This window comes from Endozoicomonas sp. SESOKO3 (assembly GCF_024606255.1).
Genome location: NZ_JAHHPR010000531.1, coordinates 1 through 11,944 on the forward strand (window position 1 = coordinate 1; position 11,944 = coordinate 11,944).

15 protein-coding genes are annotated in these 11,944 nt (G+C 47.4%); 9 read left to right on the forward strand and 6 right to left on the reverse strand.

All coding sequences use genetic code 11. The features are described from left to right. Positions 1-1,239, forward strand: a 1,239-nt coding sequence (locus KDK18_RS09160) for a hypothetical protein (RefSeq protein WP_257254599.1), incomplete at its 5' end; no start/stop codon positions are given. 167 nt (positions 1,240-1,406) lie between these two features. Then, positions 1,407-2,450, forward strand: a complete 1,044-nt coding sequence (locus KDK18_RS09165; RefSeq protein ID WP_257254600.1) for a Fic family protein — start codon at positions 1,407-1,409, stop codon at positions 2,448-2,450. Positions 2,451-2,485: 35 nt separating this feature from the next. On the opposite strand, the gene KDK18_RS09170 is transcribed toward KDK18_RS09165, so the two are convergent. Next, entirely contained in the window at positions 2,486-3,016 is a 531-nt protein-coding gene (locus KDK18_RS09170; protein ID WP_257254601.1) for a cytochrome b, read from the reverse strand. A gap of 382 nt (positions 3,017-3,398) precedes the next feature. On the opposite strand from KDK18_RS09170, the gene KDK18_RS09175 reads away from it, so the two are divergent. Further along, on the forward strand, positions 3,399-3,710 hold the full coding sequence (locus tag KDK18_RS09175; RefSeq protein ID WP_257254602.1) for an RING finger protein: 312 nt from the start codon (positions 3,399-3,401) through the stop codon (positions 3,708-3,710). Between the two features lie 192 nt (positions 3,711-3,902). On the opposite strand, the gene can is transcribed toward KDK18_RS09175, so the two are convergent. Next, positions 3,903-4,562, reverse strand: coding sequence for a carbonate dehydratase (can, locus tag KDK18_RS09180; protein WP_257254603.1), 660 nt, complete (start codon positions 4,560-4,562; stop codon positions 3,903-3,905). Between the two features lie 247 nt (positions 4,563-4,809). Between can and KDK18_RS09185 the strand changes: the two genes are divergently transcribed. The 3 genes from KDK18_RS09185 to KDK18_RS09195 all read left to right on the forward strand — a co-directional run bounded on the left by KDK18_RS09185 (position 4,810) and on the right by KDK18_RS09195 (position 6,125). Next, positions 4,810-5,388 carry a DJ-1/PfpI family protein gene (locus KDK18_RS09185; protein WP_257254604.1) on the forward strand — a complete coding sequence of 193 codons (579 nt, stop codon included), beginning with the start codon at positions 4,810-4,812 and terminating at the stop codon, positions 5,386-5,388. 79 nt (positions 5,389-5,467) lie between these two features. Then, a complete protein-coding gene (locus KDK18_RS09190; RefSeq protein WP_257254605.1) occupies positions 5,468-5,746 on the forward strand; it encodes an AbrB/MazE/SpoVT family DNA-binding domain-containing protein in 279 nt (92 codons plus the stop codon). Beyond that, complete coding sequence (locus KDK18_RS09195; protein WP_257254606.1) at positions 5,733-6,125, forward strand: PIN domain-containing protein; 393 nt, start codon at positions 5,733-5,735, stop codon at positions 6,123-6,125. The genes KDK18_RS09190 and KDK18_RS09195 overlap by 14 nt, the downstream gene beginning before the upstream one ends. Positions 6,126-6,340: 215 nt before the next feature. Here KDK18_RS09195 and KDK18_RS09200 read toward each other — a convergent pair whose 3' ends face one another. The 3 genes from KDK18_RS09200 to KDK18_RS09210 form a co-directional block, all read right to left on the reverse strand. After that, complete coding sequence (locus KDK18_RS09200) at positions 6,341-6,835, reverse strand: hypothetical protein (protein ID WP_257254607.1); 495 nt, start codon at positions 6,833-6,835, stop codon at positions 6,341-6,343. 219 nt (positions 6,836-7,054) lie between these two features. Beyond that, entirely contained in the window at positions 7,055-7,867 is an 813-nt protein-coding gene (gene pyrF / locus KDK18_RS09205) for an orotidine-5'-phosphate decarboxylase (protein ID WP_257254608.1), read from the reverse strand. Positions 7,868-7,990: 123 nt separating this feature from the next. Continuing rightward, on the reverse strand, positions 7,991-8,602 hold the full coding sequence (locus KDK18_RS09210) for a hypothetical protein (RefSeq protein ID WP_257254609.1): 612 nt from the start codon (positions 8,600-8,602) through the stop codon (positions 7,991-7,993). A gap of 76 nt (positions 8,603-8,678) precedes the next feature. On the opposite strand from KDK18_RS09210, the gene KDK18_RS09215 reads away from it, so the two are divergent. From KDK18_RS09215 to KDK18_RS09225, 3 genes are all read left to right on the forward strand, one after another. Then, positions 8,679-9,155, forward strand: a complete 477-nt coding sequence (locus KDK18_RS09215; RefSeq protein ID WP_257254610.1) for a hypothetical protein — start codon at positions 8,679-8,681, stop codon at positions 9,153-9,155. 93 nt (positions 9,156-9,248) lie between these two features. Further along, entirely contained in the window at positions 9,249-10,166 is a 918-nt protein-coding gene (locus KDK18_RS09220; RefSeq protein WP_257254611.1) for a DMT family transporter, read from the forward strand. Positions 10,167-10,204: 38 nt separating this feature from the next. After that, the gene (locus KDK18_RS09225) at positions 10,205-10,666 is read left to right on the forward strand and encodes a nucleoside deaminase (protein WP_257254612.1); all 462 of its coding nucleotides are present in this window, start codon (positions 10,205-10,207) and stop codon (positions 10,664-10,666) included. A 65-nt stretch (positions 10,667-10,731) separates the two neighbouring features. On the opposite strand, the gene KDK18_RS09230 is transcribed toward KDK18_RS09225, so the two are convergent. Continuing rightward, the gene (locus KDK18_RS09230; RefSeq protein WP_257254613.1) at positions 10,732-11,682 is read right to left on the reverse strand and encodes a LysR substrate-binding domain-containing protein; all 951 of its coding nucleotides are present in this window, start codon (positions 11,680-11,682) and stop codon (positions 10,732-10,734) included. Positions 11,683-11,944: the final 262 nt, after the last annotated feature.

Here is an 11,944-nt window from a genome sequence, read left to right on the forward strand (position 1 = left end):
GATCCAGATCCAGATCCAGATCCAGATCCAGATCCAGATCCAGATCCAGATCCAGGATCAGACTCAGATCCGGATACTGAAAATCAACTTGATTGTAAATGGTGTACCGAGCCGTACGACTTCAGCGTTTTCAAGCAGCAAGCTCCAGTTGACCTTGAGCCTCCCGGGCGGTCACCATCGGCTTCATCCTTCAATGTTTGTTATCTGGAAACGAGTATGGTGCCGATTGTTTTCGAGGCTTCAGATCTTAACGTACTGCAATTTCAGCAGGTGTTAACTCAGGCTCAGGCTGCCATGCAACGGAAGAACGTGCAGGCTGATATGCAACAGAATGTAGTGGCAGGGCTGGCTTCTGTTGGCTGGATGGGGGAGCACGCCCAACCCATAAGCGATATTAAGGCTTTACCTGATGGTTATTATGCCTTGATTCTTCCCAATACTCAGGGAGACTATTTCCTTGCCTTCATTGTCGTAGAAAAAATAATGACCTTTGCTTTTCTTCTGAATCAGGCAGGCGGTCTGATTGGCTATGTCACTAATGATCAAAAACTCTTTTCTTGGGGAATCAAATTCTACCTGAATAAGATGAAAGGCCAGCTTTATCGGGTTCATTTACCGGCCACAGTTGATGTGCTCAAGTACATATTAGAGGCTACCTCTACGGCCTTTTATAGCCCGTATGAAGAAGAAGTAGCCAGCCCGCATAAGGGGGATTGCAGTGGCAAGCTTGGAGTGACCCTGGCTTCAGATACCACAAAAGGGCATGACATTGCGATTCGGCAATGTTTTTTGAATCAAATGTCGAGCGATTTAGAAAAGATTTCATTGCCTAAGGGCCTGGACGAATCGCGGCTTCCGGATTTGTATGCCTTGTTAAGGTTAATGGATATGGGGCAAGCGATGATGGCCCTTAAGATTGAGCTTGAGCCCCAAGAGCTTCAGGAGTTCAACTCAGTCCGACAGTTAATGAGCGCTTCACTTGGAACGGGTGACTTTATCATGGTGATTCAGGAACCCTACGAACCGAAATTTGTTGCAATCATCTCGGCTCAAGATGCCACTATGACGCTGAGAATGTTGTGTTTCTCTGACAATATTGGAGAGCGAGCTTCGTTGAGAGCTTCCAGCGGGCTGGTTTGTGAATGGAATAGAGCGCTACAGGTGCTTATGTCGACTCTGAGAACAGGTCATTACGTCAAGGTTTATCGATTAAGTTCGTCTGATGACAGTAACAATTAATTTATCTGTCGATTTGACGGTTGATATGCAAAATAATTGAACATTAACCGTCTTTTCACGATTAATAAGTGTATTAGCAAACTTATAAGTTTATTGGATACTAAATGACTTACAGGCATAATTTGCAGGAATATTATCCGATAATTAACCGTTAGTCAGGAATCCAAATGCACACGCTGGAACGCTTGTCAGACTATCGATTCACTGCCTCCCAGTTGGGACGCTTCAGACAGATGGGTGAATTCCGTGGACGACAGCCCCATACCCTGCGTCAACAGACTGAGATTCTCGATACGCTCAGGCAGGTAGCTACTCTGGAGTCTGTGGAGTATGGCAACAGTCTTGAGAACATTGCCGTCAGCAAGGAAGCATTAAGAAAACTGGTGCAATATGAAATTAAGCCAGCCACTTCAGCTGAAAGACAGATAGCGGGGTACCGTGATGTACTGGACAGGGTGACGGAGCCTGCAGAGCACACTAATGTTTCTCCGGGGCTTATCCGGCAGCTTCATGCCACCCTGTACAGTCACTTTCCCCATGAAGGAGGACGATGGAAAGCGACCAACAAGGATATTGTGGAGCGTGATTCAGAGGGTAATCGGGTAGGCGTTCTTTATCGAACCGTTCCGGCTACTGAAACGCCAAAAGCGATGGAGTTCAGCGTGGGGCTCTATCACCAGTGTCTGGAAAAGACGATAGAACCTCTGCTGGTGGTGAGTTGTGCAGTACTGGATTTTCTCTGCATACACCCGTTCAGTGATGGTAATACGCGAATTTCCCGGCTGATTGCTACTCTGATGCTTTCCATCAATGGCTATGATATTTGTCGCTATATCAGTTTGGAAAGAATCTTTGCGCAGAACGAGCAGGCTTATATGGATGCCCTCCGGTTCAGTGTGAAAGGTTGGCATGAAGGGACCCATAACCCCATGCCCTGGATTAACTTCTTTCTGGACAGTGTGATCAAAGCGTATGAAGAGCTGGAGTTAAGGGTGGATGCACTGCAAAACCAGGGCAGCCGGGCTCCCAAGTCGCAGTTGATTGCTATGGCAATTGACAATGCAAAGGGTCCTTTTTCAGTGGCTGATATTTGTATTCAGTTACCTACGGTCAGCCGGGAACTGGTGAAGAAGGTGGTTCAGCAGAAGCGAAGAAGCGGAGAGCTGAAGCCCATTGGCAAAGGGCGCGGGGCTCACTGGGAAAGACTATAGAAAAGGGCTCTTACAAGGAGCCCTTTTTGACAAATTCACAACATTCTGCCGAGCACATCGTTTTCAGGTTTATCCATAAACCGGTGTTTAAGTGCACCTACCACATGAAGCGCAATGATCCCCAGAAATGCGTAGGGAATATAGGTGTGAATCGTATGCAGGGTTCCTGCAAGCTCCTTGTTGTCTTCCATTAACTCGGGCAGAGGTATGCCAAAGAAGAAGACAGCACGCCCTCCAGCGTCCGACATGGTGAGACCGCTGACAGGCACAAGAATCATCAAGGCATAGAGAGAATAATGAGTGACTCTGGCCAATACCTTTTCATGATGCGGCAATCCTTTGGGTAGCTTGGGTACTTTGCTGAATAATCGTATCAGAATACGGATCACTACCAGCAGGAGCACCAGGATGCCGAAAGACTTGTGCCATGGGTAGATGTCGTATTTATAGCTGACATCTTTGGACAGACCTGCCATGTACCAACCACTGGCAATGATACCCAGGATTGTAAGGGCCATCAGCCAGTGAAGCAGTCTCATCAGGACCGGATATTTTTCAGATATCATGGATGTATCCTCTGGAGTGGAAAGCGCGTGCGGCTTAGTGTTCGTTATTTTATTCAAGGCAGCTATGAGTGAAGAACAAATTTCACCCACCAGGATGCATTTATTCTTACTTTAAAACGTGATCCTGTCACCTGGTTCCGGCAAATTATGTTATTCCGCACAGACTGCCTCCGCACAGCTCCTTGCGGGACTGTAGTACATTAATGGTGGTTGTCATCAGCGGGCGTCTTTACCGCCAGTCAGATGCAGGTTCTTTCACAGGGGGCTTTCACCCTGTAAGCCCATGCCGGGCGTAACAAAAAAATAAGCGCAGGGAACTAAATGGATAGACAATGATCTGAGACTACAAGTTATATGAAAAACAGAAACAGGAGTAAGAGATATGGACGGAATTACACCACCCGGCAGCCCAAATAATCGGTCGCCCTATCAACAGGAGACCGATAATTGCTCTGTTTGTCTCGAACCTTTTGCCAGAAGGGCAGTCACGGTTCTTGAACAATGCAGACATATGTTTCACGAAGACTGCCTGGAGACTTGGCTATTGGAAAATACAACCTGTCCTTATTGCAGAACCATTGTCAGGGAAAGGGAAGTACAACCAGCGCCTGATGAGATATTGAACTCTCTATTGAGAAGTCACACAGTCTTCTCTCCAGATGGGCAGATATTGAATCGAAGTTTAACTGCCTGATTCCGTTCTCTTTGAAGGCACCTTAACATTATCACCTGCTGCCAGAGCATGCGCTCTGGCCTGAGAGATGACAGAAAAAACCACAGCAGCAACAGTTGTGCCGCAAAGAGTGTATGTCTGATAATTCTATCCTTCCGATTTGGTTTTCAGAGTGGGAGGATAGATCAAGAAAATGAAAAGGTATCTATATCATCATCCAACAGCTGCACTGGTGATCTGCCTGATGGCATTGCTGTAAAGCTCATCCAGGCTTTCCGGATCAGAGACACATAATCCCAGATCTCTCAGAAGGCCGTCTTTCAGTCCATAAATCCAGCTGTGGACTGTCAGGTCTTGTTCTCGTAGCCAGGCATCTTGAACGATGGTGGTCTGGCAGACATTCAGAGCTTGTTCCACAACATTCAGTTCATACATGCATTCGAACACGTCTTCCTGATTGTCGAGAGTATTGAGGAAGGTTTGATGCTTGTGCTGTACGTCCTGAATATGACGTAGCCAATTATCAATCAGGCCCAGTTTGCCGTTCTTAACCGCTGCCTGAACACCTCCGCAACCGTAGTGGCCGGTTACTATAATGTGCTCGACTTTCAGGTACTCAACGGCGAACTGGATAACAGAGAGACAGTTGAGATCGGTGTGAATGACCTGATTGGCCACATTTCTGTGCACAAACAGCTCGCCAGGTACCAGACCGGTAATCTGATTGGCGGGTACCCGACTGTCAGAACAGCCTATCCAGAGGTATTTGGGCGCCTGTTGCTGAGAAAGCTGTTCAAAAAAACCAGGTTCTTTTTCCCGAACAGCCTCTGACCATTCGCGGTTTTGGTCGAACAGCTTCTTGAGTCTGCGCATGGGAAGCTTCCTTAATCAGAAATAACGCCTAAGTATACAGCTGAAAAAACAGAAGCCAACAACAGCAGGGTTGTAAGGGAGTACCGAACCTGTATCTTCGTTGCAATTCCTCGCAACAGCTTTGCTGTTTTAAATGGCTGCGTGTGTCTTTTCAGGCATTTCATTTCTGCCCTGAAGCCTTGCCCAACTGGTCAGATCTCTTTATATTCGAAAAGCACAAGAGCAGCCAAATCAAGAATAAGAATCCATGAACGTTGCGATCTATATATACGACAATGCAGAAGTACTGGATTTTTCCGGTCCTTTTGAAGTATTTTCAACAGCCAGCCGAGTCTGTGCAGACCATGAGCCTTTTAATGTCTTTCTGATAGGAGAGACTGGTGAAACTGTTACCGCCCGCGCCGGATATAGCGTGAACCCTGACTATGGATTCTACAACCATCCCCCTATTGACTTGCTGATGGTGGTCGGCGGCGTTCATACTGCAGAACTGAAAAAGCCTCAGGTTCTGGACTGGCTGAGAAGCTGTGCATCCCGTGCACAAATGACAACATCTGTTTGTACTGGCGCTTTTATCCTGGCCGAAGCGGGTATTCTGACCGATCAGAAAGTCACCACTCACTGGGAAGATATTCCTGACCTTAAGCGACAGTATCCAGCACTGGATGTGGTCTCTGGCCAGCGCTGGGTAAAAGACGGCTCTATTATGACATCAGCCAGTATTACCGCCGGAATCGATATGAGTCTTTCACTGGTGAGTTTGTTGCACAGTCTGGAACTTGCTGAGAAAACGGCAAAACAGATGGACTTTGTTTGGAACCGTTAATCCTACAAAAGGTGGACATTTTGACAGGTAATCGAGCAGGTATTACTTTTAGTAATACTCTTTCAGTGAGATCAAAACTATGTCAACCAGCTCTATTACCAGCAAAGGTCAGGTTACTATTCCTATTGAAATAAGGGCAAAATTCCAACTTCAACCTGGCGATAAAGTTATGTTTGAAGAGAAGGATGGAATGATTGTACTTACCCCAATGTCTGATGATATCGAAGCCTTGGGAGGATGCCTCGCAGATCATACTAATGGCCGGAAAGCGACTCTTGATGATATGGAGAAAGCCATTCAAGAAGGAGCTCAGGCATTATGGCAGGGTAAAGAAGGCGGCAAAAATGGAGGGCATTGATACCAATATTCTTGTTCGCTACCTTGTCAGGGATGATGAAAACCAATATCAACAGACAATCAGTTTTTTGAAGAATTGTAACAAGTTCTATATCAGTCCTGTAGTTCTGGTAGAATGTGTCTGGGTACTCACTCACTTCTATCAAGTCAGTCCAGCTCAGCAATGTCAGAAATTAAGAGCCGTTATTCAGTTACAAAAGTGCCTGACGCAGGACTATCAGGCCACACTCAAAGCCCTTGATGATTATACCAACGGTTACGATTTTGCCGATGCAATGATTGGTCATCATAACGGGCTTCAATGTAAAACCACCTGGACATTTGATCGCAAAGCTTCACGCCTCAGTCAATTCAGCTTGCTCAGGGACTTTGATCATTGATCCGGAACTTGTTGGAGCAGTGATTGACTGGGACTGAAAGCCTATCTCGCAAGCACTCACCTTATCGTTTGCCTACGCAGCCAATAGCTCTTACACTTCTGGTCATCGTAACCCTTTGGTTAAAATCCGACCGCATTTGGGTAGCCCCATCGTAATCACACAATTTTTTTGACGCATTCAAGCGGCTATCTTGAGCTTAAGAAGTTTGATCTGCATCACTGAATCGGAAAGGTCATCTCTTCTATTACTTCAAAAACGCCAACAATCATCGTTTCAGAAATTGAACTTTCTGGTCCCGGAATAATATGATAATCACCATTGGGTAGCTGCGATAAGTGAGGGGTGTGTGTGGTTTGCATTTCTGTTCCAACATTGTCCGGTAGATAACAGGGTAATAAATATTGCTCGGCTACCTCTCCCGGAATAAGGAGAAGCGCCCCTGGTCTCCGACTTCTGGCACTTAAATGTTTCAACAAATTCGCCATGCCGGGTTCCTCCACTTTATTTTTTTTATGATGTACATAATATCTTCCGTCAGATGTTCTAATTAAATACATTCTGCAACCAGAGCATGCGGAATTTTTATGTTTAACCTCTGCAAAATATTCAATGATCCCAAGTGTACCCACTATGGTAATTTCTCTCGTTTCTCCGTCCCGTACTACAACAAAATCTCTTGGTGAAGTTTTTGTTATCGTTCCGTAGGTCACAGGTACCTGAAAAAGAATGATAAAGTAAAAGAGCAAGAATATGCGTGTATGCATCCCGAGACTTTTTTAAAAAATAGAAAGAGGATGTATAGAAGATATACACAGCCTTCGCAAACCGCTTTAAAGAGCCCGGCCACATGCCAGTGCCTGTTGTCGTCAAGGCAGCCGACTCCTGGCAGAGGAATCCCCTACCGGTTCAGGAGGGGAAGATGTCAATGGTTAACGGTATTGATTCACCTGGTCTCTGAGCTCAATGGCGGCGGCCCTGGCTGCCTCGGCAAAGTTTTCATCACTGCCGGCATAAATGATGCCACGGGAAGAGTTTACAATGATGCCTTCACCCTGACTGTTGAGACCATTTTTAACGGTGGCCTCTACGTCTCCACCCTGGGCACCCAGACCCGGAACCAGAAAAGTCATATCACCGGTAATAGCACGGATACGCCTGAGTTCTTCAGGGTTGGTGGCACCAACAACCAGCAGCAGATTGTTATGGTTGTTCCACTCTTCTTTGGCCCTACGGGCAATCACTTCATACAGGAAGTCGTCACCGACCTTCAGGTTCTGAATCGCTGCGGCTCCGGGGTTGGAGGTTCGACAAAGGATGACGGTACCCTTATCTTCATAGCGGCTGAAGGGTGCAATAGTATCGATGCCCATATATGGGTTGACGGTGACAGCGTCTGCACGATAGCGATCAAACGCTTCCATAGCGTACTGATCCGCCGTGCTGCCAATATCGCCCCGCTTTGAGTCGAGAATGACAGGGATATCCGGATAATTATCCTGGATGTATTCGATGGTCTGGGCCAGTTCGTCTTCAGCACCACGGGCATGGTAATGGGCAGCCTGAGGTTTGTAAGCGCACACCAAGTCTGCGGTGGCATCAATGATGAAGCGATTAAATTCCAGAATAGGTTGCTCGAGCGCCTGAATGTGGGCGGGGAACTTCTCGGGTATTGGGTCCAGGCCTACGCAGAGCAAAGAGTTGTTCTTACGCATGGCAGCCTGAACCTGAGCCAGAAAACGCATAGCAAAGCCTTATGTTGCAGTGAACGATGTCTGGGCGTGCACTTTAACAGATTTAAGGCCGGGTTTGTTGCGACAAATAAGAAATTTGCCGGGCTGAGCCAACATCAACCTTTGTGTCTGCTTCTAATGAGCCTCCTGGAATGGCTTTGCTGTTGAGCACGAAGCTATTCTCTCAGTCCGCCTCAAGGTTTCTGAGGCTCCGTATCTTTTGAACGACCGGTAAACGCTTCCACAGGCGATAAGGTGTCTGACGGTTTGTTTGGCTGCTGTTGTCACCACGGGGGCAGCATATAAGGCCATCAACAGAGGGTGAGAGAGTGCCTGCATGATCACCAGAGTAGTGCCAACAATGGTGCCAGTCGTTTGCAGTACCCTGACGATGCGGCAAAGGTGCTTGCGGGTCTTCATGGTTCGGTTTTTGTTGAACCTTTTTACACTCGCTTCAATGGCTTTACTGACCAGTTTTCCTAACAGGTAGCCTGCGACAGCACCAGGAGTCGCTACCATGGTGGTGAGTAATCGCACTCCGGCAGTAATGCCTGCGAACGGGCTTGCGGCGGCGTGTAGGGCTGTTTGGATAACGGCACTGATTGTTGATGATCCCTGCATAATCTGCACTCCTTGTGTTGCTATTTGATGTTGTTTGCAGAGTATGCAGGGATTCGCCGCCAAAATGACTGACAGAATCGTTAGTGACACTTGCAGATTTTGATAACCGGTGCAATTGGATTGCATCAGGTTTTGGTCAAACTGACCATTTCCTCACTCTGAAGGAACCCATAAGATAGTTAATAAAACAGAGATAGCGTTGATGCGAAAGTTAGTAATACCAGACCTTCAGCAGGTGGCAGAATGGCTCAATAAGGACGGTCATGAATTCTGGATGTGTGACCGGTGTGAGGGGTTGCATATCTCATCACTTCAGTCTCTGGATGGCGTACTCGATAGTCGTCTGTTTATTAAGCCATTTGGTATTCTTTTTTCAACCGAGCTGGATTTGAAGCCTTCCTCTGCATTTTTAGTTCAGGCCGATATGACCCGCCTCAACCATGGTTTACCTACCCTTAAACTGTTTCTGGAGATGCTGGATTCAGGCCATTTTTTGCTGGTGGCTTCCGATATTATGATGACCGCCAATGGCATCTGTTATAGTCAGTTCTCTGAATTTCTTGCAATGTCCCTGGAAGCCAAGAGCTGGTTGTACCGGGAGTGTCAGACCATGCAGTATGTCGTGTCAGAACAAGAGCATTGTGTCCCCCCGGTTGAAGGCAAGTTTTCGTTCCACTAAGCAATTTCCAGTTTTTATCAGAATTGGATATAAAGCGTTTAGTGCTCTGGCGAAACTTTGCAGTTGGCCTAATGTCATACAGTTAATATTCTGATGCGGGAAGTTCAGAACGTGTCCAATGCCACTCTTTTCTGTATCTGCTCTCTGGTCTGGGGCTCCACCTGGTATGCCGTCAGCTGGCAGCTGGGGACTGTTGACGCCATGTGGTCAGTCGCTTACCGGTTTCTGTCTGGCGCTGTGTTGTTATGGTTTATTTGCTGTTTCAGAGGCGGCTTAACGGGCTTTACCCGTCGGCAGCATCTCAGATTCTTTTTCCAGGGAACCTTCCTTTGCGGTATTTCCTACTGGCTGGTCTATGAAAGCGAAAAATTCATCAGTAGTGGGCTTTCAGCATTAATTTGTACGGGCATTCTTTATTCAAATGTTGTGATTGCTCGTTTCTGGTTAGGGCACGCCGTTAAACGTTCTGTTCTCATAGGAGCGACATTGGGCAGTGCCGGTGTGCTTATGGTGTTTTTTCCCCATATCTCACAGATTGATTCCAATACCCTGCAGCTAAAGGGACTGGCATTGGCACTGGGCGCTGCACTGATGTTTTCCATGGGCAGTGTCTCCTGTGAAGTTAATCAGAAAGATGGCTTGTCAGTGGCACCTGTGACGGTGTTTGCCATGTTTTACGGTGGTCTGGAAATGGGGGCTATGGCTTTGCTCCGTGGCGTTCCGCCAACGTTTGACTTCAGTCCGGGTTATCTGGTTTCCCTGATTTATCTGGTGACTTTTGGTTCGGTAGTGGCAATGACCTCATACATTGCCCTGATTCAGCGCATGGGATCTGACAGAACCGCCTATGTCGATATTATTTATCCCATCATTGCCTTGTTGATCTCAACCGTTTTGGAGGGGCACCAATGGACGCCGGTTTCTGTGTTGGGAGTGGCGGTTATTTTGCTGGGGAATTTACTGGCTATGGGTAACCGTTTTGATCGGCGCAGAAGCGGGACTTCCTGCTAACATAAAAATTCCTCTCTCCGATATCTATGGGGTTTCTCATGAGTGAGCACAAACCATTCATCTATCGAGCTATAGAGTTATCCAGTCAGGCTCTGGACAAAGGGGAGGCGCCCTTTGGTGCGGTGCTGGTGCATAACGGCAGAATTCTTTTGGAGTCTGAAAGCACTACCGAAGCAGAAAGTGACCAGACCCGGCATGCAGAACTCAGTCTGGTCAGCCATGCCTGCAGACAGATACCAAGAGAACAACTGTGTGAATGCACACTTTACAGCAGCACAGAGCCCTGCCCAATGTGTGCCGGAGCAATATATTGGGCCGGAATCCAGAAAGTGGTGTACGGATGCAGTATGCAAGCACTGGACCAGATTGCCGGGCACTCCACTCAAATGGGTTGCAGAAACGTTTTTGACTGCTGCTATGGCAACATAGAAGTCATTGGTCCTGTAGAAGAAGAGCTTGCATGCGAGCTGCATATGAAGTGCTGGCCGCATCCATCTTAAGAAGACATATCCACCCCTGAAGTCTGCGCTGGACTTCCAGTGCACAGTTGCCTGACACGTATGATTCAGGGAACGTGATATCCCATGGGCTTCATGGCGTCGTACTGTAGCCAGACTTTGTTCAGCCAATTTTCTTCACCCAACCAGTTCAGAACCCAGCGAATACCGTTGCCCATGACTTCCTTGTTCCAGGCCAGATAGCAACGGTCATTCATGGGAATATCCAGAACATCCTTGCGAATCAGCAACTCCTGTTCAATGTAGGGCTGAACAAAGTGGCTTGGCATGATAGTGATGCCCAACCCTTTCAGCAGGCATTCAATAGCCATGCGAAAACTGGGAACCAGAAGGATTTGCTGGTCTTCGAGCAACAGGTTGTAGCCCTGTCGAAAGACTCTGGAAGTATCCTGAATGCAGATCGAACTATAAGTCTTCAGCATGTCCTGGCTGATCGGACCGGAAACGCTGGCCAATGGATGCTCTGGAGACATCACCAGGTCCCATGCCAGAGAACCCATAGATTTCCATTCAAAACGGTCATTAGTAGCAATATTGTCTGGAATGGTTTTGGGAGCACCAATGACCAGCTGGCATCGGTTGTGGAAGAGCGCATCCCATGAGCCGTTGTGAACTTCAGTATTGATTACAAGGTTGGTCTCGGGACGAACGGTTTGAAGGTCGCGAATCAAATCGTAAACCATGCCCTGGTTAACGACGTTATCCAGGGCAATCTTGATGTCATGTTCCCAGCCCGAAGCCATCTGGCGGGTTGTTTTTTCCAGTTCCTCCAGTTCAGCCAGCAGTTTGCCTGTCTGCTTGATAAAGTGCTCACCCGCCGGAGTCAGCTCGACCCGCTTGCTGTCTCTCAAAAACAGTTGTACATCCAGTCGCTCTTCCAGCTTCCGGACGGTGTAGCTGATGGCAGAAGGTACTTTATGCAGGTGCCTGGCTGCTGCCGTAAAGTTTCTGAACTGGGCTACGGCCCTGACAATTTCGAGGGATTCCGTTGGGATCATGAAGTGAATACTACTATTTGCCGACTTTGAGGTGTCATTAGAGTATCTCTTAGGCTGTCAGAAAGGGAGTCTAAATGAGAGTTTTTTATCGACAGGCTCATACCTTTGTCGGCATGAGATGAGTCTCAGTACCGGGTTCTCCCGTACCAGTATTCAAAAAAGCCGAATGCCCATCCAAAAATACTTGCTGTATTTGGTGTTTTGAATTCACTAGCAGCCTGTCGGACTTAAGCGTCCGTAGCGAGGATTGCAAGAAATTGAG

What these genes read in the sequence shown, in the direction of transcription:
- KDK18_RS09210 (WP_257254609.1), bottom strand. Translation starts at nt 8,602, where the DNA reads ATGCAATCCAATTGCACCGGTTATCAAAATCTGCAAGTGTCACTAACG.
- can (WP_257254603.1), bottom strand. Translation starts at nt 4,562, where the DNA reads ATGCGCAGACTCAAGAAGCTGTTCGACCAAAACCGCGAATGGTCAGAG.
- pyrF (WP_257254608.1), bottom strand. Translation starts at nt 7,867, where the DNA reads ATGCGTTTTCTGGCTCAGGTTCAGGCTGCCATGCGTAAGAACAACTCT.
- KDK18_RS09185 (WP_257254604.1), top strand. Translation starts at nt 4,810, where the DNA reads ATGAACGTTGCGATCTATATATACGACAATGCAGAAGTACTGGATTTT.
- KDK18_RS09195 (WP_257254606.1), top strand. Translation starts at nt 5,733, where the DNA reads ATGGAGGGCATTGATACCAATATTCTTGTTCGCTACCTTGTCAGGGAT.
- KDK18_RS09230 (WP_257254613.1), bottom strand. Translation starts at nt 11,682, where the DNA reads ATGATCCCAACGGAATCCCTCGAAATTGTCAGGGCCGTAGCCCAGTTC.
- KDK18_RS09165 (WP_257254600.1), top strand. Translation starts at nt 1,407, where the DNA reads ATGCACACGCTGGAACGCTTGTCAGACTATCGATTCACTGCCTCCCAG.
- KDK18_RS09175 (WP_257254602.1), top strand. Translation starts at nt 3,399, where the DNA reads ATGGACGGAATTACACCACCCGGCAGCCCAAATAATCGGTCGCCCTAT.
- KDK18_RS09220 (WP_257254611.1), top strand. Translation starts at nt 9,249, where the DNA reads ATGCGGGAAGTTCAGAACGTGTCCAATGCCACTCTTTTCTGTATCTGC.
- KDK18_RS09190 (WP_257254605.1), top strand. Translation starts at nt 5,468, where the DNA reads ATGTCAACCAGCTCTATTACCAGCAAAGGTCAGGTTACTATTCCTATT.
- KDK18_RS09215 (WP_257254610.1), top strand. Translation starts at nt 8,679, where the DNA reads ATGCGAAAGTTAGTAATACCAGACCTTCAGCAGGTGGCAGAATGGCTC.
- KDK18_RS09225 (WP_257254612.1), top strand. Translation starts at nt 10,205, where the DNA reads ATGAGTGAGCACAAACCATTCATCTATCGAGCTATAGAGTTATCCAGT.
- KDK18_RS09170 (WP_257254601.1), bottom strand. Translation starts at nt 3,016, where the DNA reads ATGATATCTGAAAAATATCCGGTCCTGATGAGACTGCTTCACTGGCTG.